Raw genomic sequence first — 25,764 nt, forward strand, 5'->3', positions numbered from 1 at the left:
AGAGAATAGTGGATCAAGCGTTGAAGAACAGCGAGCGTGTATCGAGCGCTTCGGCCGTCTCGAGAAACGCGGCGGTCGCCGGGGAGAACTACATCCCCGTCGTCGATAAGTCGCTCGCGACGCGCGCGGACGTCGAGAAGGCGATCGCGCTCATCGAGCAATCGTTCGCGATTCAGGAGCAGCGTATTCAGATCATCGTCGACGCCGCGGTGCTTGCCGTCGAACAAGTGCAAGACAAACGGCTCGAGATGCAGGAGAAAGGCAAGACGGTGACGATCAACGACGTCATCTTCGACCTGCTGTCGGTGTACTTATGGGAAGTCGGCTTCATCGGCCACGTCGTGCAGCCGCTCGTCAAAGAAGTGACCCGCATCATCTGCGAACGCTCTCTGAAGTACAGCCTCGTGTACAACCAGTTGGCGAAGTCCGATTACGGCGCGGAGATGATCGGTTATATTCGCAACGATATGAAGCCCAAAGACAGCAAAGCGTTATTAAAGGAAATCATCGAGGAGCATGTCAGGAAGAAGAGCCAGTACGGCAGCGAGGAATTCGCGATGTTCAGCAAGGAAACGCGGACGCTGGTCGCTTCCTTCGAGGACGTCGTATGGAAGAAAGGCTCCGGCGCCGTGGGCAAGTGGAAGGACATACAGAAGAAAGTGAAGCAGACGACGCTCGGAACGACCGATACGCCGGGCGTGTCGATGCTTAAATCGGCCCAGTCGTACGTCGGCAGCCAGCGGTTCGCGTTGCAGGTCCAGAAGGCGCGCATCATCGCGCTCATCCGTTCCCAGCCGTCGATGACGGTCCAAGAGCTGCGCGACATGATGTCGATCTTCGTCGTCGAGGAGCTGCCCGATACCGAATTCATTCGCGACCAGTACCAATGGACGTTCGAGATTATCATCTGGGCGCGCATGTACGGCTTCACGAGCGAGTTCGCGACATCGCCGGGCATCGTCGGCTTCGGAGGCAAAGGCTTCGACGGCATCAAGTGGGACGTGACGAACTATTGGTTCACTCGCTTCCGCGACGTCATGGTCCCGTATGCGCAGAAGAAGGGCGAGAACTGGGATCAGCTCAGCGTGGAGGGCAAGACGCTCAGGCTTAAGTATTATTACATGGAAGTCATGAAGCAGCTCGAGGAAATCTCGAAGAACACGGTACCGATCAACGAAGCGTTCGTCGTCACGAACGAGCAGTAAGCCGGCCTCCTGTTGAAAAAAAGGTAGATGTTCGATGAGCCGAACATCTACCTTATACAGCTATTTGAGAGAGACTTTCTCTTCCAGCAGCCGCTTCATCTCTTGAATTTCTTTGCGCAAGCTCTTGAGCTCCGAAAGTTCCGCTTGTTCGGAAACCGCGACTTGGTCGATCATCGCGGCGGAGCCGCCCTCCTCCTTCTTATCGCCTTCCTTCGTGATGTTCGTCGCGTTGTTGACGATTTCGCCGACGACGAGATTCAGCATGACGAATACGACGATGAAGATGAACGACAAGAAGTAGACGATGGAGAGCGGCATCGTCTCGGCGATCGGCCGATAGATGTTCGCCCAATCGTCGAAAGTCGCGATCTGGAATAGCGTAACCAGCGACTTGGACAAATCGCCGAAGTAACGATCCGATACTTCTCCGAAGAACGTCGTGCCAATGACTCCGTACACGAAAAACACGATGGACATCAGCAAAGCGATGCTGGAAATCGTCGGCACCGCCATGAACAGCGACGTTATGATGCGCCGTAGCGAAGGAACGGACGAGATCGTCTTCAGCACCCGCAATACCCGCAAAATCCGCAATACGCTTACGAACGGCGTCGTAATGAAAACGAGGCTTGCCGCCACGACAACGAAGTCGAACGCGTTCCAGCCGTCTCGGAAATAAGCACCGCGATTAACGATCAGCTTCAATATGACTTCAATGGTGAAAATACCGAGGAATACGAGATCCAATGCGCGGAACAACGAAAAATAGTCGTCCTCGATGCTCGGATACGATTGAATGCCGATCATGATCGCGTTCAGGAATACGGTCGTAAGTACGATTTTACCGAATACGTTTCCTTTCACGAAGCCTTCGATGCCTTGATTCTCTTGCTTGCTCGCCATACGTCTTGTTTCCTCCAATAATCGAATATGAATGAAAAGATACAGCGCATATGTATGGATTTTCCTAATGACTCTTGTCGAAATATAGCAAATAACGTAGTGAAATTCAATCGATAATTCGAAAGAAAGCAGAACGACAAGAGCGGCCCTCGCGGGGCCGCTCTCTTCGTACTTGCCTATCGTTATCGCGTTCTACAGCTCGACGGTCTTCGTCGCGATACGATTCGCGAATTGCTCGTCATGCTCGACGAAGACGATCGTCGGCGCGTATTCGAGCAGCAGCTCCTCGATCTGCATGCGCGAGATGACGTCGATGAAGTTCAGCGGTTCGTCCCAGACGAGCAGATGCGCCTTCTCGCTCAAGCTGCCGGCGATCAGCACCTTCTTCTTCTGGCCTCCGCTGTAATCCGATATGTCCTTCTCGAACTGTACCCGTTCGAAATCGAGCTTGCGCAGAATGGCCTTGAACAGGCTCTCGTCGATGCGGCGATCCCTGGCGTAGTCCGTCAGATTGCCCCGCAAGCGCGACGTATCCTGGGAGACGTAGGAGATTCTCAATTGGCTGCCGATTCTGAAAGTGCCGTCGTACGCGATCGGTTCGCCGAGCATGAGCTTGACGAGACTCGACTTCCCCGAGCCGTTCCGGCCGGATAACGCGATTCGGTCGCCTTGATCGACAGTGAAGCTGACGTTGCTGCATACCGCCTTGTCCCCGTACCTGATCGATACGCGTTCCAGCTCGGCCAATCGGCTTTTGTGATACGGGAGCTGCGCGATTTTCAACGATTCGGCGCTCTCGATATTTCTCAGAAGCTTGGACTTCTCTTCGATGGCGGCTTGCTGCCGGTTCTCGATCGACTTGGACCGCTTCATCATCTTCGCCGCCTTGTGACCGACATAGCCGCGATCGGGGACCCCGTGTCCGATCTTCGTCTTCTCGACCTCGTCGGACCATCCGCTCGTGCGTCTAGCCGCGTCGTTCAACCGCTTGATGTCCTTCTGCAGCTTGTCGTTCTCCGCCAGCTCGAAGCCGTCCTGCCGCTGCTTGTTGTCCCACCATGACGAGAAGTTGCCGCGCTGGATCTCAATGTTCGTCTTGTTGATCGACAGCACGTGGTCGACGCAGCGATCGAGGAACGCCCGGTCATGGGACACGAGGATGAAGCCGCTCTTGTTCCGAAGATATTGGCCGACGATCCGGCGCGCTTCCTTGTCGAGATGGTTCGTCGGCTCGTCGATGAGCAGGAAGCGGTTCTCCTTCAGGAACAGCGCGGCCAGCAGCACCTTCGTCTGCTCGCCCTGGGACAACGACCCGAACGGCCGCTCCAGCGCGTCCTCGGGCACTTTCAGGAGCGACAGTTCCCGCGCAAGCTCCCACTCCGCGCTATCGGGCACGATCTCGGCTACGACGTCTTGCGTAGACCGTCCCCGATCGTCGACCGGGAACGGGAAGTAATCGAACCCGACGCTCGCGCTGATGCGCCCGCTATACTCGTAACGGCCGAGCAGCAAGTTCAGGAACGTCGTCTTCCCTCTTCCGTTGCGGCCCGTGAAGCCTAATTTCCAATCGGTGTCGATCTGGAAGCTCACGTTCTCGAAAATGTTATCGTAGGTGCCTTCATAGGCGAAAGTAAGCTGGGAAACGTTAATTAATGACATAAATCAATTCCTCCCGTTCGATGATCAATAGAAAGAGCCGCAAGAAAGTTACCTTTCCCGCGGCTCGAATCGATACGTCGAACTGCGCCCTGATCAGGGCGTAGTCAAGAGGCGTTCCGAAGGAGCGGAAGATTGCGTAACTTTCTTGCCATAGGCAACGAATCGCATGACGAATAGACGTCGGGCGAATTCATCGTCGGTAAAGTCGGCAAGAAAAATCACATCAATCGCTCACTCCCATTCGTAAAATTACATGCATCTTAACATAGACTTTCGCGGTTATCAACCGTTCTCCGCGATTATCCATTCGCGCCGACCTTAGCCAACGGCTCCTTCGCCGGTCCTTCGACCACTTCGCCCGTGTACGAAAATCTTGAGCCGTGGCAAGGGCAATCCCATGTCCGGTCGCCGTCGTTCCAGTGGGTTTCGCACCCGAGATGCGTGCACGTCGTATCCACCAAGTGCAAGTCGCCGCCGGGATCGCGATAAGCGCCTGCGCGCTTGCCGTTCACGCGCACGACGCCGCCTTCGCCCGCGATCAGATCTTCCGGGGTGCGGTACGTCAGCTCGAGCTTGCCGGCGATCAGCTCCTTGGCGACGTCCGCGTTGTCCTTCACGAACGACTTGATGTCCGGATCGGCATGGAATCTCGAAGGATCGAACAATTCGGCGTAACGATTATCGACGCCGAGCACGCGATCGGCGATGATGCGCGCGGCCGCCGTGCCGTTCGTCATCCCCCACTTCCGGTAACCCGTCGCGATGAGCACGTTGTCCGTACCCGCGGTAATCGAGCCGACGTAAGGCAGCTTGTCCAGCGTGACCAAGTCCTGCGTCGACCACCGATAGGCGATCTCCTTCGCGCCGAACGTCGATTCCGCGAACGCCTGCAGCGCCTCGTAATGCCGAATCGTGCAAGGGCTTTGCCCGGCTTTGTGGCCTTCGCCGCCGATCAGCAGCAGCGGTTCGTCCCCATCCTCCGCCAGCCGGATCGAACGCTTGGGTTGATCGACGCTCAAGTACATGCCGCCCGGATACGATTGCGAGACGCGCGCTGCCAGCACGTACGAACGCTCCGCATGCATTCGCGCGAAGTAGAAGCCCTTCCAATCAAGGAACGGGAAGTGCGAGGCGGAGACGACGTGCTTGCACGCGATCCGGCTGCCGTTCTCCGCGATGACGACGGGCTCGGCGCCCTCTTCGACGCGCATCGCCGTCGTATGCTCGTACAGCTCGGCTCCGGCTTGGACGATCCGTTCGATTAATGCCGTTAAATAAGGGATTGGGTGAAATCGCGCCTGATCCGTCATCGACAAAGCTGACGAGACGGGTAGCGGCAATCCGATGCCGTCCGTCAGCTTGCCGGGAATGCCGAGCCGCTCGTACGCTCGGTATTCCTTCTCCAGCTTGGCGGCGGATTGCTCCGTCTGCGCGTACAGATAGGCGTCCTCGGCGGCGTAACGGCAATCGATCCGTTCCTCTTCCGCCGTCCGGCGGATGAATGCCAGCGCGTCCCTGTTCGCTTCGTAATACGAACGGGCCTTGTCTTCTCCGAAATGGCTGATCATTTCGTCGTAGACGAGGTCGTGCTGCGCCGTGATCTTGGCGGTCGTATGCCCGGTCGTGCCGTGCAGCAAGCGTCCGGCTTCGAGCACGATTACTTTCTTGCCCGCCTTGGCCAGCAAGTAGGCCGTCGTAATGCCCGTCAGCCCGGCTCCTACGATGACGACGTCGGCCGTCCGGTCGTCCGAGAGCTTCGGAAATGACGGAATGTTCGCGGAAGCCGTCCAATACGAGGCGGGAAATTGCGGAAGCTGTGCCATGAGAGTAGCTCCTTTAGTTGCGAACATTTGCTAATCTTGTCTCCTATAGCTTCTCACGAATGGCAGCCACCAATTCCAACGGCCGAACATCTTCATCAGCGACGGCAGGAGCACCATGCGAACGATCGTGGCGTCCACGAGCAAAGCGGCCGCGATGCCGATGCCGAGCTGCTTCACGCCCGTCACGCCCGCTATCGCGAACGGCGCGGTCGCCGCGATCATGATCGCCGCGGCGGACGTGATGATACGGCCGGATACGGCGAGTCCTTCCCGAACGGCCCGCTCGTTATCGCCCGTTCGCCGATAGCTCTCCTCGATTCTGGACAACAGGAAGATTCCGTAGTCCATGCTGACGCCGAACGCGAGGCCGAAGACGAAGATCGGAATCATGATCGCGATATCCGACGGAGCAAGCCCCCACCGCCCTTCTTGGAATAGCCACGCGACGATGCCCAGCGAAGACCCGATGCTGAGCAGATTCATGGCGATCGCCTTCGCGGGAATGAGCAGTGAGCGGAACGCCAACGCCAGCAAGAAGTAATTCGACGCGACGACGAAAGCCAGCACGTACTTGATGCGGCCGACGATTTCGTCGTGAACCTCCTGATGGTACTTCGGCTCTCCGCCGACCGAAGCGCCCAACCCGGCATAGGTTTCGCCGCGCTCGCGCATCCATCGCATCGCTTCGTCCGAAGACGCTTCTCCATATAGCATGACCGTGAACAGAACGGATCCCGGAGAAGCCGCGGACGCAGCGGGCGCCGGGGTCGCCGAGTATCGAACGACGCCGGCATCCCGCGCCAATTCGCCTTCGATTGCCTTCGCGATTCTCGCGTCCGCGAACAGGAACGCTTGCGAGACGTTCGGAGGCGCGAACCGCTCGGCGATCGTTGCCGCGGCGATGCGGGACGGCGCGTGCGCGGGCAACGATTCGGGTCCCGGTACGGACAATCGCATCGATTGAACGGGCAGCAAGCATAGGACGAGGAGCGCGCTTGCCATGAGCGCGCATGATCGAGGTCTGCTCATGACGGCCGAGAGGAAGACGCGCATCGCGCGGGACGGACGCCCGAAGATCGAGAGATCGACGGCGAGACGGTCGCCCATCGCGGATAGCAGCGCGGGCACGAAGGTGAGGTTGACGAGCAGCGAGACGAGGAGAACGACGATCGCTCCGAGCGCGACGCTATTGAATATCGGCATGCGGATGATGAACGTGCCGACTAACGCGAGCACGACGCAGCACGCGGAAATCGTGACCGCTCTTCCGGAAGAGGCCAACGTATTCGCCATCGCCTTGCGGATGCCGAAGAAAGCCGACTCCTCGCGGAATCGGCTAACCATAAGAAGCGCGAAGTCCACGCACACGGCCATGCCGACCATCGGAACGACGTTATGGACGAACGACGATAGCTCGACGAGTCCGGATGCTCCGATCGCGTATAGAACGCCCATCGAGATCGTCACCGCGATAAGACCGGATACGATCGGGACAAGCGCAGGCACGACGCCTCCGAACGTAAGCAGCAGCAACGCGAAAGCGACGGGCAAGCCGAGCGTCTCCGCCGCCTTCAAGTCGCGTCCGCTGGAGCGGTTTACGTCGAGCTGCACGACCGGCTTGCCGGTCATGCCGACGCTCATGCCGGAAGCATGCCGGCTTAGGTTGTCGATGGCCGCGATCGCCTCTCGCCGTTCGTCGATCGCCTCGGGAACGCGCAGCAACGCATAGGCGTAACGCCCGTCTTCCATTCCGGCCCCCGTCAGCGGCGACGCCGTTACGTCGATTCCGGGCAACGAGCCTGCTTGCTCCAGCATACGGGCGATGAGTGCGCGGAAATCGGTGCGGATCAGCTCCCGATCGTTCTCGAACAACAGCCCGACGGTACGTTCCGAGTCCGCGGGCGGATACGCTTCGGCGAGCAGCCGCTGCGTGTCCGAATACGCCCCGCGCGTCTTAAGCCCGTGATCGCCGAGCACGTTAGGCAGCCGTACCGCGAATACCGCGGAGATCTCCGCCACTACGAGCCAGCAGACGATGATTCGCCCGGCATTCCGGATCGCGAAGCCGGCCAACCTACGATAAAGCATGGTCGTCGCCTCCGCGGCCGAATACGAGCACGGCGCTATGTCCGCCGAACGCGAACGTATTCGACATAACCGCCTCGATCGGCCTGCGGCGGGCGGCGTTCGGCGTATAGTCGAGATCCAGCTCCTCGTCCGGTTCCCGGTAATTGATCGTCGGAGGAACGATCTGATCCCGCAGCGCCAGCACGGACCAGATCGCCTCCGCCGCTCCCGACGCGCCGAGCAGATGACCCGTCATCGACTTGGTGGAGCTGACGCTCACTTCGTAAGCGGTCCTTCCGAACGCTTGCCTGATCGCCCGCGTCTCCGCAAGATCGTTCAGCGCGGTGCTCGTCCCGTGAGCGTTCACGTATTGGATGCCTTCCGGCGACAGCCTCGCTTCGACCATCGCTTCCTTCATCGCCCTTGCCCAGTCGCTGCCGTCCTCGCGAGGCGATGCGACGTGATAGCCCTCTCCGCCCGCGCCGTATCCGAGCAGCTCCGCGTATGGTACGGCGCCGCGGGCACGGGCATGCGCCAGCGACTCCAATACGACGATGCCCGCGCCTTCGCCCATAACGAAGCCGTCGCGACCTCTATCGAACGGACGGCTGCCGAACGCCGGGTCCTCTTGGAAAGACAGCGCCCTCATGGCGGCGAACGATGCCAATCCGATCCGGCATATCGGCGCCTCCGCGCCGCCCGCGATCATGACGTCCGCATCGCCTCGCTGGATCAACCGGAACGCTTGGCCGATCGCGTGGGAGCCGGAAGCGCAAGCCGTCGCCGTGCAAGACGTCATTCCGCGCGCGCCGAACCGAATCGCCGTTTGGCTGGCCGCCATATTCGGCAAGAACATCGGCAGCGCGAACGGAGATACCCGGTCGAAGCCGCGCTCGAGCGCTTCCTTCATTCCCTTCTCGAACGTCGCGATGCCGCCGACGCCGCTTCCGATCCATACGCCCGACCTCCAAGGAACGGCATTGTCGCCGATCGCGAGACCGCTGTCGCGAACCGCCTCGTCCGCGGCCGCGATCGCCAGCTGCACGAACCGGTCGGTTCTTCTCGCTTGCTTCGCGTCCATATAGCGAAGCGGATCGAAGCCGACGATTTCCGCGGCGAGCTTCGCCGGCAATCCTTCCGTACGCTCGTCCGCGATGCGGCATACTCCGGAGACGCCGCCGATCGCGTTGCGCCAAGCCGTCTCCTTGTCCAGCCCGATCGGCGTAACGCACCCCATCCCCGTGATGACGACGCGGTTGATCATTCGAATCCCCCATTTTGGCTTCCATTGCCGATGATATCCGCTTCACCCGTCCAGCCTCGTCGACCGAACCATGCGTTCGGCCATCCAAGGGGCGTATACGCCTATGCGCAGCAATAGCGTAGCGAGCACGGGATTGATCAACAGCCGATCGAGCACGCTTCCCCATCGCAACGCCCCGGTGAATTGCTTCTTCACTTGAGCCGTATATCGCTCTCTCCATTGCGCTTCGGTACATTCGCCGCTCAGATAAGCGCCGGCAAGCGGCGCGCACAGCTCCGCGGAACGAAGCGCCATGGCCATCCCGTCCCCGCAGAACGGCGGTATGACGGCGACCGCGTCGCCGATGACCGGATACTCGGACCAAGGCCGAGGCGCCGGTCGTATGACGACCGGGAACGTCGCCGCCCGCGAACCGGGAATCGGCGACAGCCCCGCCATGCGATGCCGCAACGCGGAGGAGGAACGCATCGCGTGCTCCACGATTCGTTCGATGGCCGAGGCGCCTCCCAGCTTCCGGAAGGCGGCGCTCCCGAGCAGCGCGGCGACGTTCAATCGACCGCCTTCGACCGGGGAGATGCCCACATAGCCGCCGCGGAAGAAGAACAGGTCGACGACCGGCAAGACTTCCGCGCCCGACTCGTAATGAGCCTTCACCCCGACGAACGAACGGTGATTCGCGGACGACTTCGGCAATCGCTGCGCTTGCAAAGATCTTCGTCCGCCGGCACCGATGACAATGCGGGAATAGAACGAGATCGGTTCCCGGTCGGGTTCGCAATCGATCCGATACCCGTCGTTCGTAGCCGTGACGTCGGACACCGGACAGGCAGCGTGCATGCGGACCCCCGCCTCGACGGCCGATTGCTGCAGCCTGGCGTCGAGCGCGTAGCGGCTGACGCCCCATGCCGGACCGGGCAGCGGAATTTCAAGCGACATGCCGCGCTCCGTATGAAGCCGGACATGCGTAATGAAGGCTGGCGCCAATTCGCGGACGACGCCCTCCAAGCCGAACGCGCGAAGCGACGACTGCGCATCGGGAGACAGGAACTCCCCGCACGCTTTGTGCCGCGGGAATCGATCCTTGTCCAGCAGGACGACGTTCCAGCCTTGCGCCGCCAATGCGTACGCGATTCCGCTTCCCGCGACGCCGGCTCCGATGACGACGGCATCAGCTTCCTTGCGCATCCGGCGTTCCCTCCCGACGTGACGGTATGATGGCGGCATAGCGGAACAGCGGTCTCCAGCTGAGCGTCATGTCGTCGATGCGCAGGCGGCGCGCAGCCTCGCGGAAGTCGTCGCCGCGGAAGCCCTTGGCGACCGACAGCGGCCCGTCGTGACGGATGAACCGGTTGCGCGATATCAATCTCGTGAGCAGCCATACGGCGGTCCAAGGCAGCCAATGCCGATGGATGTCGTTAATGACGACGCCGATGCGCGAGACGTCGAGCATTCGCTCGATCAAGGACGGGATTTCATCGGGGGCATAATGATGCGCGAACTGCGAGGCCGTGACGATATCCGCATGTCGGGACGGGAGATCGAATACGCTTCGCTTAACGAACGAGACGCGCGAATCGCCCCGGAACAGCCGATCGGACTCGATTCGCGCTTCCTCCGTCACGTCGCACAGCATGACCGACAGGTCGACGCCCTGTCGTCGCGCCCATCGCAGCAACGTCCGGTTAATGTCTCCGGAGCCGGAACCGACGTCGAGCACGGTCAATCGGAGCGGTCGGCCGTTCGTCTCCCACAGCCGCTTGACGCCGTACAACGCCGGTCTCGAGGCGCCTAACAACCGGTTCAGCATGCGCAGATGCCTCAACGCCTGCTCCAGCTCGGCGCCGCCTTGCGTCGGATCGTCCATTCGCTCGGGCTCTTCGGATCGCCGGGAGAAGCCCGCGCTCCTCATAAGAGGACGAACCGCAGCAGCTCGGCGGTAACGCCCGGGCCGAACGCGACGGCGATGCCGTCCGCCGGTACGCCTCCGGCTTCGCTCCGTTGCCGGCGCATGGCATCGAGCACGAACAGGATCGTCGCCGAGGACATATTGCCGTAGTCGCGCAAGATCTCCCGACTGGCTTCCGTCTGCGCGTCAGAGAGCCGGAACGCGCGCTGCACGGCGTCTACGATGCCCCTCCCGCCGGGATGGATCGCCCACCGTTCAGGCAATGACTCGTCTCCCCAGAACCGCGATACCGCGGATGGCGCGTATTCTCCGATGAGCCCGGGAATCCTCGGAGACAGCCGCAACCGAAACCCGTAATCCCCGATCTCCCACTCCATGAGCGCCTCGGATTCCGGGAACCGCACGGCGCGGGCATCGCGCAAACCGAACGCGCCGTTACGATGGCCGTCCGTCATCCCGACGACGCAAGCGGAAGCCCCGTCGCCGAACAACGCCGCCGTGAACAACTCCTCCTTGGATAGAGAAGGCTGGATATGTATGCTGCACAGTTCTACGTTGACGACGAGCACCTTGGCGTTCGGGTCTCCGCGAACGACGGCCATCGCTTCCCGAAGCGCGGTCAACCCCGCGGCGCAGCCTAAGAACGTAAGCGGACGCATGCGCACGTCCGCGGGAAGATCCAACTTCCATGCAAGCCCGGCATCGATGCCCGGCAGGAACATCCCCGTACAGCTCGCGACGAGCAAATGCGTAATTTCGCCTGGCCGAACGTCGCTATCCGCGAGCGCCTTCGCCGCCGCATCCGTCGCTAAAGGAACGGAAGCCTGCCGGTATAGCGCCATTCGTTCCGCAGTCGTCGGAACCCGCTCGCCGTCCGTGACGGCAACGTAACGGCAACGCTCGGCCGGTTCCAGCAAGTTCGATTCGCACGTGTACCGCGTATCGACGCCGCAGTGCGAGAAGATCCGGTTCGCCCACCGGGCAAGCTCGGGCTCGCCTTGCATAATCGTCATGATCCGGGACGAAGCGTCCCGTTGATCCAACCGGAAAGCCGGCACGGCCGTTCCGATGCCCAGAATGGCTAGTTGCTCCACGGCATGCATGCCTCCTCGCGTCGCGGACAAGAAGCGCGATCCTTACACTCTATGAACCGCGCGTGCGGGACATTCCGGCGGATGCGCGCAACGCCGAAGACCGCGTTCCGGCTCCTTAGGGAGCAGCCGAAACGCGGTCCATGACGGTTGATGGTTATCGATCGATAAGTCCGCTTGCCTGAAGCAGCCTTCGCACGAACACGGCCGCCTCCGCGCGCGTTAACGTACCCGCCGGCTGGAACGCGCCTTCCGAGCCCGTCGCGAGCCCGCCCTCGACGGCTTCCGCGACCGCTTGCCTTGCCCAACCGCTGATCCTGCCTCCGTCTTCGAACGCCGACAGCGTCCGATCGACGGCTTCCTGGCTAAGTTTCGCGGTAGCGCCCGCGAGCTTCATCGCGCTAGTCAACACGACCGCCGCCTCCTCGCGCGTAATCGTGTCCGACGGCCGGAACTTCCCGTCGGGATTGCCCGAGATTAGCCGATATTCCCGCGCGGCGAACACCGCATCCGCGTACCATGCGCCGGAAGATACGTCGACGAATGCCTTAGCCGTTCCCGTTGACGGGAGTCCGAGCGCGCGTACGAGCATCGAAGCGAACTCCGCTCGGGTAACGGACGCGCCAGGGCGGAATCGTCCGTCTTCCGTCCCGAGAACGACCATGCGGGAAGCCATGTCGTTCACCGCGGTCTCGGCCCAATGTCCACGCATGTCCGCGAACGAAACGCCATGATGGATAAGCGAATACGTGCTGTTCGTCAAGCTGCTGACGAGCGCGTAGGTTCGTCCTTCGCGTTCGACGATCCGAGTCGGGACCGGACGAACGGTGCCGTCGTCTTCCAGTACGACGGCCGTCGAGATCATGTCCGGGCCGACCCATTCGGGCAGCGCGATCGAACGCTCGACGAACGCGTCGAAGCTGTCTACCTTCGCGGATTTCCCCGCATAGGTTACGGTGAGCTCGAAATCGAACGGAGGAGCCGTCGTAATGAAGTCCGCTTCGCGGGCGGCCTTCTTCAGCACGGCGAGCTTGTCGCCGCCGCTCTTCGCGATGTTCGCTGCCAGGACGATGTCCTCCGGTGATTCCGGATTGCCCAGCAAGGCGTTCATCCGCTCGATCGGCAGCAATGCCGCCGGCAGACGATAACTCGCGTCCGGCGTCCTGAACTCCACGATCGCGTTCCGGCTCCGCAGCGCTTCGAGCGCTTCTCCCGATAACCGCAGCGTCGCCCGGTCCGCGGAGGCATCGAGAGCGATCGTTACGACCGGATTCATCTCCTCGCCGGTCAGCCCGGCGATCAGTTTCTCCGAGTCGATATCGACGGTAACGTTGACCCGACCGTCCGATTCCTCAGTCGTCGCGGACGCCGCGTTGCTCGCGCGGCCATTGACGGTCATCGGAGCCGCGGCCTTGCGATCGTCCTCGCGATCTCCCTCCGTCGTCGACGGCGGCTCGTAAGCCGAAGCACGAATCGCCGTGACCCGGTAAAGCCGCGTCGAGCCGTCTTCCGCCGTTACGAGAAGATCGACGCGATTGCTGCCGACCGCCGTCGGAAGCGCGCCGCTCGCGTATCCGTTAGGCAAGGGGAACGGTCCGCTCGTCAATTGATTAACCCCGTTATACATACTGACGCTCATGACGGAACGACTATCGTACACCGATGCCGTTACCGATAAGGAAGCCGCGTCGTACGGCAGCGTCACGACATATTCCGTCGCGTTCGGCGCGAACGAGGGCGATATCGGCCGCAGGCCCGCCCCGGCTGCGATGCTTAGTCCCGAGAGGGACGCATCGCTGCCCGTAACCGGCGGGACATGCTCGTCTGCCGTCGTGAACGTCCACGCGCCGACGCTAGTTCCGCCGTAATCGTTGCCCGAAGCATCTTTGAACGCTCCGGCCTCGACTTGCACGTCGTACGTCGCGCCGTACGACAACGCCGCTGATAGCCGGAAGGAAGCCGTTAATCCCGTAACGGCCGCCGCGCCTGCGTCGATCGATTCCACGATCGCGTTGTCCGAGGCGTTGCGAACGACGAGCTTCTTCCCCGCCACCGCGGATACCGGCTCGTCGAACGTGATCGACAGCTTCGCGCCGACGCTAACTCCGTTCGCTCCGTTGCCGGGCGCGTAAGCGATCGCCTGCGGCGCCGCGGCGTCTATCGTCGAATCCGGCGTCCACTGCGCGTACAGCGTCACGTCCTCGTCGTCGAACGGCACCGAGCCTCCAGGCAAGTACGGGACGCCGGTTCCGTCATCGGACGTATTCCATCCGGAGAATCTGTAACCGGTGCGGTACAGCAGTCCCGTGTTCCCTTGCACGACGCCGGACATGCCATGCTCGTAGCCGCGCGCGTCGACGGGCGCAGATCCGCCCGAACTGCCGTTCCCGTCGTAGATTAGCCGATAAGCTTGCACGTTCAAGGTCGTCGCTTGTCGCATCGTATAAACGGACTTGTTCCCCGAGGCATCCTCCGCGACGACGTTGACGTAATACGCCGTGCCGGGCTGCAAGCCTTGCAGCTCGAACGTATCCGTATCCGCGAGATACGGTCCGGCCGCCATGCCGTGCGCCAACGTTCGCGCGACGGTGTCGATATTGCCGGTCATCGAGACGTACGGTAGATAGCGGATACCGCTCCGTGCCGTCATATTATCCGAAGCTTTGGTCCAACGAAGCGTTACGCTCGTCTCCGTTCGTCCGGTGACGGCCAGCGTTCCACCGTCCGCCGTAGGAGAAGTCAAGTCCATCGCGGCCCTGCTGCGTACGGGAGTCGCGCGATCCGTTCCCGAACCGTCCCCGACCATTCCTCCGCCGTTATACCCCCATCCCCAGCCCGCCCCCTCGGCATCCATCGCGATGCTATGGAATTGCCCGGCGGATACCGCGGCCATACGTACCGTCGTCGGAACTTGGATCGGGGCATTGCGCTTATCGGTCGTTCCGTCTCCCAACTGATAGTAGTTGTTCAATCCCCAGCCCCAGACGGTGCCGTCTTCCCGTATGACGAGATTGTGGAAAAAACCGGCCGAAATCGACGCGATATCGCTCACGCCGGCTATCTTCACGGGTGTGCGTTGCTCCGCGTACGTTCCGTTCCCGACCGCTCCGTTCGTGTTCTGCCCCCACGCCCATACGTCGCCGTTCCCGTCAAGCGCCAATGCGTGGTTGTAACCGGCCGAGATCGCGACGATGCCGCTCAAGCCCGGAATCGGACCGGGCGCGGCGCGTTGATCGGCCGCCGATCCGTCGCCGAGCTGACCTTGCTTGTTCCTGCCCCAAGACCATACTTCGCCGTTGTCTTTCAATGCCAGACTGAAGCTTCCGCCGACCGACACGGCTACGACGTCGCCGATTCCGGGCACGAGCGCCGGCGTCTCCCGCTGTGCGGGCGACGCTTCGCCCAGCTGCCCGTAATTGTTGTAACCCCAAGCCCACACGTCGCCTTCGCCGTCGACGGCGAGCTCATGCAACCCCGGACCGGCGGCGACCGACGTAATGCCGTGCAATCCTGTCACCTCGACCGGAACGAGCCGATTGTCGGTCGCTCCGTCGCCGATCTGGCCGACGTCTCCCATGCCCCAAGCGCGAACGGTTCCGTCCTGCATAACCGCGTAAGTAGTGTCGTACGTTGTCCCGATCGATTGGACGCCGGTTAACCCGGACGCTCGCACGGGCGTCGATCTGTCGCTGGCTTGCCCGTTGCCGAGCTGCCCTTCTTGACCTCTTCCCCATGCCCACACGGTTCCGTTGCTGGCCAAGGCGACGCTCAAGTAAGAGCCTGTCGATAAACCGGGAGCGACGTCGGTCGGCGCGTCGGCCGCCAGAGCGACGCCGGACGGGAACGCTAGGGTTACCGACAGCAATCCGAAGAGCAGACTGCGCAGCTTCATCGTCGTTCACTTCCTTCCTGCGATTCGATCGCGATTCGCTTCGCCGCGGCAGCTAGAAGCCGCCGCTCGCGCGAACGCAATCGAATTGTAGCAAACCGCGTCGTCAGTAACGATTAACGAAAGTTAACGCCAACAAAAAAAAACCGCAAAATCGCGGTTTCTTCATGAACGTTCTACTTGCCCTTCTTCTTCGCCAGCGTAACGATGACCGCCGCGAGCAACAGACAGCCCGCCGCGCCCAATATCCACATCGAGACGTCGGGAGAGCCCTTCGGCTCCGGAGCATCGCTATCCGCGCCCGTCGACGGCGACTCGGTTGCCGCTTGGTCGGTTGCCGGTTGATCGGTAGGCGCGGAGGGGCTCGGCGTTGCCGGAACGGTCTCCTCGGTAGACGCAGGTTGCTCCGGCGCGGACGGGACCGGCGTTGCGCTCGGCAGGGCGGTCGGCTCCGGAACCGCGAGCGAGAAGTCGTACTTCCCCTTGATCGGATGCCCGTCCGCTCCGATAATATGCCATGCCGCCGTGTACGCGCCATTGACGGATAGCGGTTGCTCGAACGTGCCGGTTACGGTAGCGCCGTCTTCCTCGAGGCTTAACGGCTGCGAATCGCCCGACTCGTTCGTCACCTTCAGGCTAACGATCTCGACGCTCGTATTGAACGTTATCGTTATCCTAGGCAAAGCTTCTTGCGCGACGGCTCCGGCGGCAGGCTCCGAGGACTCGACGACGGAGTGCGCGCTCGCCGCATTCGGCGCGACGATCGCGAAGAGACCTAACGCTACCAGCAGCATATAGACTCGTTTCATGTTCGGAGAACTCCCTTCCCTATCGAACGTTAACGATACCACGTTTGCGCCCGCAAGGGATGACTCGAAAGGGCTATTCGGCGTTCCGGACTCGCAATAGCGCGATCCCGACCCCGATGAACCATGCGATGGCGCCGATACCGAACACGTAACCCGCGCCGTATAACGAAGGGATTACCGTCAAGATCCCCGAGGCCCCGATCGCGATGCCGAGTCCGTTCAGCGTCTTCGGAAGGCGACCCGATCGCCGCGCCGCCCAGCTGACGAGCAAGATCCACAACCCGCCCGGCAGCTCGATGGCGCCGCCTAATCCTTCCTCTACCGCGGATAACGATAACCATACCGCGCTTGCCTGTTCGGGATTGTCGGCGTGCAGCTCGGCGATAACGCCGACGTCGTTGACGATGATCATGCCGCTGGAGATGACCGTCGCGACCCAGACCAATCCGAAGGCGGTCGCGATCAACATCGTGACGGGCGATTCGGCCTTCAATCTTTCATGTAGCGCCAACGCCATAGGGACCATCGCCACGCCGGCTACCAAATAAATCAGTACATGCCAGACGGTCATCAACGCTTCGTTGTCCGCGATGAACGCCACGTATTCCTGCGGGTCCGCGTCCATGATCGGGCTTAAATAAGAGACGACGAGTCCGATTCCTACGAGATAAGCGAATGCGTTTACGAGTGCGGCTATGCCGCCGAGCTGCGATAACCGGTTCATGCTTCGATTCGTCAACATTGATACGATACCTCCGCTTGCGCGTTATTTACGAGGAGTGTACCGAATATCGCCGTCGACGCGAAGCTACTTAAGTATCGTTATTCCCTAAGCAACCCGAGTTCGCGGGCGCGAGCGACCGCTTCCGTGCGCCTTCCGACCTGCAGCTTGCCGAAAATGTTCTGGTTATGTCCCTTGACGCTGCTTAGCGCCAGATAGAGCCGTTTGCCGATCTCCTCGTTCGACAAGCCTTGCGCGATCAGCCGCAGCACTTCCATCTCCCGTTCGCTTAACGGTTCGAGGAGAGAAGCGGTGCGCGAACGTCCGGAGTTGCGCGCTTCGCCGGCGCCGTTCCGCCGATCTTCTGCATCGAACGCTTCCTTCAGCTTCCGAATCGCATTCGGCGATATCCCGGCGGATCCGGCATCCGCCAACAACCGCGCCATCCGCGGACCTTCGTCGACGAACGTCCGCACGAAGCCTCCGGCCTCCGCCACGGCAAGCGCTTCGCCGAGCAACCGCACGGCTTGCGCCTTGTTGCCGAGCGCATGCAACGCGAGCGCCTGCGCGATGATCGCGCGAAGCCGCTCCTTCGCGAATCCGTTCGCTTCCGCTTGTTGCCGCGACCGCTCTGCCGACTTCAGCGCCGCGGCGAAGTCGCCCGACGCGAGCTGGGCGCGGGCAAGGCTCCCGTGCAGCCGATGCTCTTCTGCGATGCGGGCCGCCTCCGCCGCGTTCCCTTGACGCAGCAGAACGGCCGACCGCGCCGAGACGACTTCGGGAATTTGCAAGACGAAGCCGTGCCGGCGAGTGGATTGTCCGGCTCTGGACAATAGCGTAGCGGCGCCTGCCGGATCGCCTCTCGCGAGCTTCAAGCGGGTGAGGAACGCTTCGCAGGACACGTACCGGTCGGTGTTGTCGATAAGAAGCGCCAACCGGTACGCCTGTTCCGCGCGAAGCTCGGCTTCGTCCAAGTCGTTCCGTTCGTAGCTGATGCGAGCCAGACCCAAGTAAGCTTCGCAAGCGACCGGCAACGCCGGATCTCCCGCGAGCCGCAACGCGCGCCGATACGTGTCCGTCGCCAGCTCGAGCTCGTTCTCGTCCTCCTGCACGGTTCCGAGGCCGATCGTCGCCATCACTTCGATGATGTAATGTCCGATCGCCCGACTGATCTCGATCGCCTCGGCGTACGCTTGGCCGGCCGCCGTTCGGTCGCCTTGAAGCTGATAGGCGTAACCGAGCGTCCACGTCGTGGCGGTACGAACGGGCAAGTTATTCGGATGCAGATGGTCCAGCGCCCGGCGCGACTGTTCCACGATCGTGTCCGCATCATGCCGCGAGACGGCCAGCGTCGCCCGAATGGACGCGATATGACCGATCAAGTCGCGAGTACGATCGTCGTCGGGGGCTATGCCGCGCAAGGCGGCTTCCGCCGCCTGAAGCTTCCGCTCCGCGTCGTTCATCCGGCCTGCGAACATCATCGCGGAAGCATACGTCACCCACAACGCCGGCTTCCCGTTCAAGACGGAAGCAGGCAGCGATTCCAACCAACCCAAGATCGGCCCGACCGCGCCGCGGAACAGCAGCGGCATGCCGCCTCCATCCATCAGACGCGCGGCGCGTTCGACGTCTCCGGCAGCCGTCGCGTGACGGAACGCTTCCAGCTCGAAGCCGTTGTCTTCGAACCACGCGCTGGCGCGAACGTGCAGCTCGGCAACGCTCGCGCCCTTGCCGTGTTCCGCGGAAGCAACGCTTCGGTTCAGTCGTTGCCGCAGCGATTCGGCGAACAGATGGTGATAGCGGTACCAACGCCTCTCGTTGTCCAACGGCACGATGAACAGATTCCGGCGTTCCAGCTCGGCCAGCGCCGACTGCCCGGAAGAGGCGATCTCGTCAACCCATACGGCTTCGCACAGGTCGCCGCACATCCGGTCGAGAATCGAGGTGCGCAGCAAGAAGGTTTGTATGCGGTCCGGTTGCCGTTGCACGACTTCTTCGATCAAATAATCGAGCACGTACGGATGATCGCCGGCGAACGCGTCCATGAAGACGGCGGCGTCTTCCTGTCCTTGCAGCGAGATAGCCGCCAATTGCAAGCCGGCAATCCAACCTTCCGTACGGCCGGCAAGCCGTTCGACGTCGGCTTCTTGCAGGTCTAGCGCCATGGCGTCGTTAAGGAACAACGCGGCTTCCGAAGCCGTGAACCGCAAATCCGCCGTTCTTACTTCGGCAAGCTGGGCGCGGGCTCGCAATTGCGCGAGCGGCAATCTCGGGTCTTCGCGGGTCGCGATGACGAGATGCATCCGCGGGGGCATCCGATCGACGAGAAGGGAGATCGTTCGATCAATCGGTTCGGCTTCGATCGCGTGGTAATCGTCCAGAACAAGGACGAAGGGGCTCGGCATAGAGGCGATTTCGTTGATCAATGTCGTTGCGATCGATTCGATCGGCGGGGGCAGCGGAGACCGGAGCAGGCTGAATACGCCTTCTCCGATATTCAGGTCGACCGTGCGAAGAGCCGCGACGACATAATTCAGAAAACGCGCAGGATCGTTGTCTCCTCCGTCCAACGACAGCCATGCGACCGGCCGTTCGCAATAGGCCGCCCATTCGGCGACGAGCGTCGTTTTGCCGAAGCCGGCATGGGCGGACACGAGCGTTAGCTTGCCTTTGGCCCCCGCGTTCATCCGCTCGACGAGTCTCGGACGCCGCACGGCATGCAGCCTCGGCGGCGGAATATATAGCTTCGTGGATAATATTGGAATAGTCATAGCTCGATTATAAAATCGCCGGTCCTTCGGCGTCAATGAACGATCGGCGCGCGATAAGCTGCGCGAGCAAGGCATTAGCCGCTTCGCCCTCCGCGGTTATCGCATATGCTCTAAGGCAGTCACCTATGTACCGACGCGAAGGAGCTGTTAAGAGAGGCTATGGTCATCGACGTCGTCATACCGGCCATCGACAAAGACCTGGGGACGCTCCCCTACGTGATCGATAGCGCGAGGAAGCACGTGGCCCATCCGATCGGGCGAATCGCCGTCGTCGCGCCGGACAGCCGCGGGATCAGAGCCGTCTGCAAACGCAAAGGCTGCGCGTTCGTCCACGAGCGCAACGTCCTTCCCATGCGCAAATCCGACATCTCCTACCGTTCTTCACGCTGGGAACGATCGGGATGGTTGTATCAGCAGTTGCTGAAGCTCGGCAGCAGTTCCATCGTTAAGCGGCGTCGTTATTTGGTCATGGACGCCGATACGGTGCTCGTGCGTCGCCACCGGTTCCTGGAGAACGGCAAGCCGATATTCTATTGCCGCGGCTGGAGTCAGCCCGAATATTTCGTCACGTACCGCAAGCTGATCGGCCGCCCAGCGTCTCGTCCGCGCTCCTTCGTCACCCACTACATGATGTTCGATCAATCGAAGCTCGGCCCGCTCAAGAGGAAGATCGAAGCGAGACACGGCAAGAGTTGGTACAAGGCGATCATCGGCAGCATCGACCGCAGGAAGCAATTCGGCTTCTCCGAATACGAGACGTACGGCAATTACGTGTACGGCGCGAGCCGAGGAGCGGTTCGATTGAAGAGCGCGATGAACAAGAGTCTCCATACGGATCCGTCCAAGCTGTCCGGCGACGCATGGCGGAAGCTCGCGAAGAAGTATCGGTCGGTCTCGTTCCATAAACGCAAAGGCTACGCCCGGGGAGGCCGCAAATGAGCGGACGCGCAAGTAAGCATATCGTCAGCAAGTGGCTGAAAACGATAGCGATAAGAAAAGACGCGAAAGTGCGGTCCCTCGTGCCGGACACGCGCAAGCTGAGCATCGGTACGCTGCGCGCGATGCTCGCCCGTTACGGGATGGTATACGTCAAGCCGTCTTCCGGCACGTTCGGCATCGGCGTCATGCGCGTGGAGAGGACCGCGTCGGGTTACGCTTATCAGACCGGCATGAAGAAGCGCTCGTTCCACTCGGTCGATTCGCTCTATCGCTCCATCTCGCGGCATAAGCGCAAGCGGAATTATCTCGTGCAAAAAGGGATTCATCTCCTGAAATACCGCGGACGTCGATTCGATATCCGCGTCATGGTGCAACGCGATTCTCGCCGGCGTTGGGAGACGACGGGCATCATCGGAAGAGTCGCCTACCCCGGCAAAGTCGTTACCAACTATCACAGCGGCGGCAAGCCGACGGACGTCCGCGTTCTTCTGGCGCCGCTCTCGTCCGAAGGACGACGCGCAAGGATCGTTGCGCGGCTGTCTCGCGTCGGGTACGACGCGGCCGCGGCGCTTGCCCGCGCCTATCCGCGAATCGACATGGTGGGTGCGGACATCGGCTTGGACGCGAGCTTTCGCCCTTGGATCATCGAGCTGAACACGAGGCCGGATCCTTATCTGTTCAGGCACTTGAAAGACAAACGTACCCATTATAAAGTGCTTCGCTATGCAAGGGCTCTTGGCCGCGTTCCTCGCGCGCGTAAGCGCCGATAACCCGTACGAACCCCGAACAGGACGATTCGCGGGTTAATCGTTCGTAAGGATTGCCTGTTGGGCATGTTAACCGTATTACCTTTCGGAGGGATTCGCATGACAGCTTCGCAGATGAACCGGACAAGCTCCGACAAGCCATTTTCTCGCAATCGGCCCTTGCAGTTCATGACGTTCGCGTTCATCGTCTACTTCGGCTGGATGGCCATAGCGCCCTCCGACCGCATGCAATGGTTCGCCAACAACACGCCGCTTATCGCCGTCGTGCTCGCCTTGGCGTTCACTTATAGGAGATTCCGCTTCTCGAACCGATCGTATCTGCTCCTGCTCCTCTTCTTCTGCCTGCACGTCTACGCCGCCCATTACACCTACGAGACGACTCCGTTCGACGCATGGCTGAAGACCGCGTTCCATACTCGCAGAAGCTATTATGACCGCTTCGTTCATCTGGCGTTCGGCTTGCTCGTCGTCTATCCGATCCGAGAGTTCGCGACGGCCAAGATGAAGTTCCATTCGTTCTGGTCGTACGCGCTGCCCGTCGTCTTCGTCCTCGCCTTCAGCGGGCTGTTCGAAATACTCGAATGGGTCGCCGCTTCGGTTGCGGGCCAAGGCGGCGAAGCGAAGTTCGTCGGACTCCAGGGCGATCCGTTCGATACGCAGAAGGATATGGTTCTGGGCTTGATCGGCGCGATCGCAACGATAGGAATGATGGCTCTTGCCGCATGGGGAACGAGAAAAGTCCGGCAGACGTAGGTCTGCCGGACTTCCTATTCATGCCTATCTGTTACGTCTCGAGGTATCCGCGGTCGAAGCCGCCGCTTAATGGACGCGGGTTGTAAAAGAAATCGAACGTGACGCCGTAGGCGCTCAGATCTTCGCCGTTGTTCACGATGGCGTAAGGAGGACCGGACGTAGGGATCATCGTGTTGGAGGAGATCGTATCGAATCCGCCGGCGTTGTTTTTGTAATAATCTTTATTTCCGGTTTGAATGAGGATGCCGTTATTGTCGTAAATATTGAACAAACTTCCGATACCTGTCATAAGGATAAAATTGTTTTTCATGAAAGAGACCGGAGCGACATCGTTTCTCATTTCGATACCGAAAGTGCCGACATCCTTAATCGTGTTATTCATGACATAGATATTGCCTTGCGTAAACGCGCTCGTTCCAGTTAGGTCGGGTTTTTTATCCACATAGATCCCTGCGTCGGATGATGCTTCGACAAAATTGTTAAAGATACTGCTGTCGCCTCTACCGAGGTACATAATCCCATGCCCGGTTCCGTTCGTGACATAGTTATTATAGACGTCGCCTGTCGTACCGGGATTAATTTGAATTCCCGTCCGCTGATTGCGTTCGTTATCCGTCGCGAAAAACTTAACGGAGTTATTATAAACTTTGACGTCCTGCGGGGCTCCTCCGACTTGAATGCCATCTAAACCCGTGTTATTCGTCTTGTTGTTATACACGCGAACGCCTATGACGGCATGCTCCAATTTGTTCGTTTTAGGGGCTGGAGCCGGGTTACATTGAAGTTGCATCACTTGATCGTAATGAGAATTCCCTAGATAAATCCCTTCGCCGCCCACATTTTCGATCAAGTTGTCGCGAACGACCGTCTCTTCTTGCACGAAACCCGTTCTGGAGTAGTCATCGGCTGCGCCAGGGGCCGCGCAGCTTAAATCGGAATGGAGCTGCATGCCGACCGTGTTCGACGATGCGATATGCACGTGATTGATCTCGTAGAAGGTACTGCCCGATTTCAATTGAAGAGCAGGGCCTGCCGCTGAGATTTTGATACCGTATAGGCCTGGAACGCCGTTGCCGGACAACTGAATATGTTCTGCGCCCGTGAATTTCATGCCATATCCCGCATTACTCGTGTTAATGATGAATTGCCCTCCGATATTGACGATCTTGATCGGCTTATCGGCATCCCCGACGAAATCCCTGAACTCGAGTTCCTCGGTGCGTGTAGTGTTCTGAAGGCAGACGACTTTCCCATCCATATCGCCGATATATTTGACGGTGGTCGTGCTGGTTCCCGTCGTTCCGTGCAATCGCGTAATCGTATCGCCCGGTGGCAATGTATACGCGCAGCTTTGGGCCGTCGTCGTCACCGTCAAATAGGAGATGGCAGATTGGTTTCCGGCATCATCGGTCGTACGAAGACCGAAGTAATACGTCGTGGACGGCTCGAGTCCGCTTACCGTTTTCCATTGCGTGCTTCCCGGCGTACCGGGAATCGGCACGAAAGGTACTTCCTTCGCCTTCCAAAAGTTAGTTGCGTTAAGAGTGCTCGTGCTATAGCGAAGGTCGTACTTCGCTGCATTTCCGCTGCCTATGACTGAACCGTCATCCGCTGGTGCCGTCCAGCTAAGCTTCACGTAGAAGCTAGACAACGTTTCGGTTGGGACATCGCCTGGTGTCATCGCTGACGATGCCGGCGGCGTCGTATCGACCAATGCGCTCGCCGTCTGCTGTACAGGCAAGCCCCCCAATATAACGGCTGTCGCCAATAATGCGGGCGTGCTCCACTTTAACCATTTTCTTCTCATTAACATTCGTTCCTCCTTAGATTGGCTTGCTTACTTTAGCGAACAATATTCGGCGTTATCGTCTCCTCTCTTCCGGATTCAAGCACCCGCCATAGCGGGGAATGGCTATTCAACTGCATGCGCAAACAGGCCTCGCCTCTCGAACGGAATGCTGACTGGACGCGGTTGCGTTAAGCTGGAACCGGTGCTGGTCTAAGCTGCCGTCTGGAGAGCGAAGCCTGTTAAGCGTGCAGATTGCTTGCGCTAGAATGTCGTTGGTGCCTTTGATGGGAAAACTGCTCGGTGGGTGTGAAGGTCAATTTCGTATCGGCGAGGATCATCCGTATGCCTTTACGAAGGAGTAACGCGGTGGTTGCCCCATGAGTTTTTTGTTTCGTATTCATTGTATACAATGTATCCAAAGACATCATACATCGGTAGTTTATTGGTGTCAATACGGTTTATCGGAAAATGGAAAAGGTTTTCGAACGATTCGCGAGAATAGCTCGTATGCGATCGGTTACGCTACGTGCTATGCTCGTAATCGGAGAAGGACATTCGCGATGAAGGAGTCGAGAGCATGGGATTCACGGAGGAATGGGTGCGCTATGGCGCCGGGGAACGCTATTCGGGTTACTTCGCGAAGCCGGAACGAGATAGCGAGCGTCTGCCGGCCGTCATCGTGCTTCAGGAGATATGGGGCGTGAACGATCACATCCAAGACGTGACGCGGCGATTCGCGCAAGCGGGCTATGCGGCGTTCGCGCCGGAACTGTTCTGGGAGAACGGCTCGTACAAGACAGGCTTGGATCCGGATAGCGTGTTGCTTATGCGCGAGTTCATGGACGGGCTGCCGCACGGGGTATGGCAAGATCAGGAGAAGCGCGCCGAAGCGCTCGCGGCGCGTCCCGATCGCGAGCGGACGTCGATCGCCGGCACGATGAAGTCGCTATTCGACCCCGCGAGCCGGGCGGCATTCGTCGAGGCTGCCGTCGCCGCTTCCGCGTGGCTTCGCAAGGAACGTCCAGAGACGAAGGACGGACGCATCGGCAGCGTCGGCTTCTGTCTAGGCGGCATGCTGTCCGGCATGCTCGCGAGCCTCGATCCGCAGTTGAACGCCGCCGTCGTCTTCTACGGCGCGCCGCTCGAGGCGGATCGGATCGCCTCCGTCGCTTGCCCCGTCCTTGGCCATTACGGTGAATTGGATCCGGCCATTACGGACAAAGTCCCCGCCTTCGCAGCGGCCATGAGGGAGCAAGGAAAGTCGATCGAAGTGCACGTGTATCCGGGAACTCCGCACGCGTTCTTCAACGACGGACGTCCCTCGTACCGTTCCGGCGCGTCCAGGGAAGCATTCGCGAGGACGCTATCGTTCTTCTCCGAACATCTTCGGTGATCGACGGCATAGGCG

At 60.3% G+C, this 25,764-nt stretch carries 18 protein-coding genes; 5 read left to right on the forward strand and 13 right to left on the reverse strand.

The genetic code is table 11. The features are described 5' to 3' along the window. Window positions 1-8 precede the first annotated feature (8 nt). Entirely contained in the window at window positions 9-1,205 is a 1,197-nt protein-coding gene (locus ACFQZG_RS01265) for a hypothetical protein (protein ID WP_378149306.1), read from the forward strand. Window positions 1,206-1,265: 60 nt separating this feature from the next. Here ACFQZG_RS01265 and ACFQZG_RS01270 read toward each other — a convergent pair whose 3' ends face one another. From ACFQZG_RS01270 to ACFQZG_RS01325, 12 genes are all read right to left on the reverse strand, one after another. Beyond that, window positions 1,266-2,108 (reverse strand): ion transporter, encoded by an 843-nt coding sequence (locus tag ACFQZG_RS01270; RefSeq protein WP_378149307.1) that lies wholly within the window; start codon window positions 2,106-2,108, stop codon window positions 1,266-1,268. A 192-nt stretch (window positions 2,109-2,300) separates the two neighbouring features. Continuing rightward, entirely contained in the window at window positions 2,301-3,767 is a 1,467-nt protein-coding gene (abc-f, locus tag ACFQZG_RS01275; RefSeq protein WP_378149309.1) for a ribosomal protection-like ABC-F family protein, read from the reverse strand. 299 nt (window positions 3,768-4,066) lie between these two features. Continuing rightward, entirely contained in the window at window positions 4,067-5,590 is a 1,524-nt protein-coding gene (locus tag ACFQZG_RS01280) for an FAD-dependent oxidoreductase (RefSeq protein WP_378149311.1), read from the reverse strand. Between the two features lie 30 nt (window positions 5,591-5,620). Further along, complete coding sequence (locus ACFQZG_RS01285) at window positions 5,621-7,678, reverse strand: MMPL family transporter (RefSeq protein ID WP_378149313.1); 2,058 nt, start codon at window positions 7,676-7,678, stop codon at window positions 5,621-5,623. Continuing rightward, window positions 7,665-8,921, reverse strand: coding sequence for a beta-ketoacyl-ACP synthase II (gene fabF, locus ACFQZG_RS01290; RefSeq protein WP_378149315.1), 1,257 nt, complete (start codon window positions 8,919-8,921; stop codon window positions 7,665-7,667). Before fabF ends, ACFQZG_RS01285 begins: the two co-directional genes overlap by 14 nt. A 42-nt stretch (window positions 8,922-8,963) precedes the next feature. Continuing rightward, window positions 8,964-10,106, reverse strand: a complete 1,143-nt coding sequence (locus ACFQZG_RS01295) for an NAD(P)/FAD-dependent oxidoreductase (RefSeq protein ID WP_378149316.1) — start codon at window positions 10,104-10,106, stop codon at window positions 8,964-8,966. Then, entirely contained in the window at window positions 10,090-10,785 is a 696-nt protein-coding gene (locus tag ACFQZG_RS01300) for a methyltransferase domain-containing protein (RefSeq protein WP_378149318.1), read from the reverse strand. The genes ACFQZG_RS01295 and ACFQZG_RS01300 overlap by 17 nt, the downstream gene beginning before the upstream one ends. 41 nt (window positions 10,786-10,826) lie before the next feature. Beyond that, window positions 10,827-11,930, reverse strand: a complete 1,104-nt coding sequence (locus tag ACFQZG_RS01305; RefSeq protein WP_378150418.1) for a type III polyketide synthase — start codon at window positions 11,928-11,930, stop codon at window positions 10,827-10,829. A 145-nt stretch (window positions 11,931-12,075) separates the two neighbouring features. Then, window positions 12,076-15,810 carry an RCC1 domain-containing protein gene (locus ACFQZG_RS01310; RefSeq protein ID WP_378149319.1) on the reverse strand — a complete coding sequence of 1,245 codons (3,735 nt, stop codon included), beginning with the start codon at window positions 15,808-15,810 and terminating at the stop codon, window positions 12,076-12,078. A gap of 173 nt (window positions 15,811-15,983) precedes the next feature. Continuing rightward, window positions 15,984-16,616, reverse strand: a complete 633-nt coding sequence (locus tag ACFQZG_RS01315) for a copper resistance CopC family protein (RefSeq protein ID WP_378149321.1) — start codon at window positions 16,614-16,616, stop codon at window positions 15,984-15,986. Window positions 16,617-16,689: 73 nt separating this feature from the next. Further along, window positions 16,690-17,358: a DUF4386 family protein gene (locus ACFQZG_RS01320; RefSeq protein ID WP_378149322.1), complete on the reverse strand. Its 669-nt coding sequence runs from the start codon at window positions 17,356-17,358 to the stop codon at window positions 16,690-16,692. Between the two features lie 80 nt (window positions 17,359-17,438). Beyond that, window positions 17,439-20,051 carry a winged helix-turn-helix domain-containing protein gene (locus tag ACFQZG_RS01325; protein ID WP_378149324.1) on the reverse strand — a complete coding sequence of 871 codons (2,613 nt, stop codon included), beginning with the start codon at window positions 20,049-20,051 and terminating at the stop codon, window positions 17,439-17,441. A gap of 216 nt (window positions 20,052-20,267) precedes the next feature. Between ACFQZG_RS01325 and ACFQZG_RS01330 the strand changes: the two genes are divergently transcribed. The 3 genes from ACFQZG_RS01330 (at window position 20,268) to ACFQZG_RS01340 (ending at window position 22,567) form a co-directional block, all read left to right on the forward strand. Next, complete coding sequence (locus ACFQZG_RS01330; protein WP_378149326.1) at window positions 20,268-21,047, forward strand: DUF6492 family protein; 780 nt, start codon at window positions 20,268-20,270, stop codon at window positions 21,045-21,047. Next, complete coding sequence (locus tag ACFQZG_RS01335) at window positions 21,044-21,817, forward strand: YheC/YheD family protein (protein ID WP_378149327.1); 774 nt, start codon at window positions 21,044-21,046, stop codon at window positions 21,815-21,817. Before ACFQZG_RS01330 ends, ACFQZG_RS01335 begins: the two co-directional genes overlap by 4 nt. Before the next feature lie 96 nt (window positions 21,818-21,913). After that, complete coding sequence (locus ACFQZG_RS01340; protein WP_378149329.1) at window positions 21,914-22,567, forward strand: DUF2238 domain-containing protein; 654 nt, start codon at window positions 21,914-21,916, stop codon at window positions 22,565-22,567. A 31-nt stretch (window positions 22,568-22,598) separates the two neighbouring features. Here ACFQZG_RS01340 and ACFQZG_RS01345 read toward each other — a convergent pair whose 3' ends face one another. Further along, window positions 22,599-24,374, reverse strand: a complete 1,776-nt coding sequence (locus ACFQZG_RS01345) for a right-handed parallel beta-helix repeat-containing protein (protein ID WP_378149330.1) — start codon at window positions 24,372-24,374, stop codon at window positions 22,599-22,601. Between the two features lie 559 nt (window positions 24,375-24,933). On the opposite strand from ACFQZG_RS01345, the gene ACFQZG_RS01350 reads away from it, so the two are divergent. Next, the gene (locus ACFQZG_RS01350) at window positions 24,934-25,749 is read left to right on the forward strand and encodes a dienelactone hydrolase family protein (RefSeq protein WP_378149332.1); all 816 of its coding nucleotides are present in this window, start codon (window positions 24,934-24,936) and stop codon (window positions 25,747-25,749) included. The last annotated feature ends 15 nt before the right edge of the window (window positions 25,750-25,764 follow it).

Origin of the sequence: Cohnella sp. GCM10027633 (assembly GCF_042675445.1) — a bacterium.
Taxonomy (GTDB): domain Bacteria; phylum Bacillota; class Bacilli; order Paenibacillales; family Paenibacillaceae; genus Cohnella.

Coding starts and splice junctions, on each gene's coding strand:
- ACFQZG_RS01310 (WP_378149319.1), bottom strand. CDS start 15,810: ATGAAGCTGCGCAGTCTGCTCTTCGGATTGCTGTCGGTAACCCTAGCG.
- ACFQZG_RS01345 (WP_378149330.1), bottom strand. CDS start 24,374: ATGAGAAGAAAATGGTTAAAGTGGAGCACGCCCGCATTATTGGCGACA.
- fabF (WP_378149315.1), bottom strand. CDS start 8,921: ATGATCAACCGCGTCGTCATCACGGGGATGGGGTGCGTTACGCCGATC.
- ACFQZG_RS01320 (WP_378149322.1), bottom strand. CDS start 17,358: ATGTTGACGAATCGAAGCATGAACCGGTTATCGCAGCTCGGCGGCATA.
- ACFQZG_RS01315 (WP_378149321.1), bottom strand. CDS start 16,616: ATGAAACGAGTCTATATGCTGCTGGTAGCGTTAGGTCTCTTCGCGATC.
- ACFQZG_RS01280 (WP_378149311.1), bottom strand. CDS start 5,590: ATGGCACAGCTTCCGCAATTTCCCGCCTCGTATTGGACGGCTTCCGCG.
- ACFQZG_RS01270 (WP_378149307.1), bottom strand. CDS start 2,108: ATGGCGAGCAAGCAAGAGAATCAAGGCATCGAAGGCTTCGTGAAAGGA.
- ACFQZG_RS01300 (WP_378149318.1), bottom strand. CDS start 10,785: ATGGACGATCCGACGCAAGGCGGCGCCGAGCTGGAGCAGGCGTTGAGG.
- ACFQZG_RS01350 (WP_378149332.1), top strand. CDS start 24,934: ATGGGATTCACGGAGGAATGGGTGCGCTATGGCGCCGGGGAACGCTAT.
- abc-f (WP_378149309.1), bottom strand. CDS start 3,767: ATGTCATTAATTAACGTTTCCCAGCTTACTTTCGCCTATGAAGGCACC.
- ACFQZG_RS01305 (WP_378150418.1), bottom strand. CDS start 11,930: ATGCATGCCGTGGAGCAACTAGCCATTCTGGGCATCGGAACGGCCGTG.
- ACFQZG_RS01285 (WP_378149313.1), bottom strand. CDS start 7,678: ATGCTTTATCGTAGGTTGGCCGGCTTCGCGATCCGGAATGCCGGGCGA.
- ACFQZG_RS01295 (WP_378149316.1), bottom strand. CDS start 10,106: ATGCGCAAGGAAGCTGATGCCGTCGTCATCGGAGCCGGCGTCGCGGGA.
- ACFQZG_RS01335 (WP_378149327.1), top strand. CDS start 21,044: ATGAGCGGACGCGCAAGTAAGCATATCGTCAGCAAGTGGCTGAAAACG.
- ACFQZG_RS01330 (WP_378149326.1), top strand. CDS start 20,268: ATGGTCATCGACGTCGTCATACCGGCCATCGACAAAGACCTGGGGACG.
- ACFQZG_RS01340 (WP_378149329.1), top strand. CDS start 21,914: ATGACAGCTTCGCAGATGAACCGGACAAGCTCCGACAAGCCATTTTCT.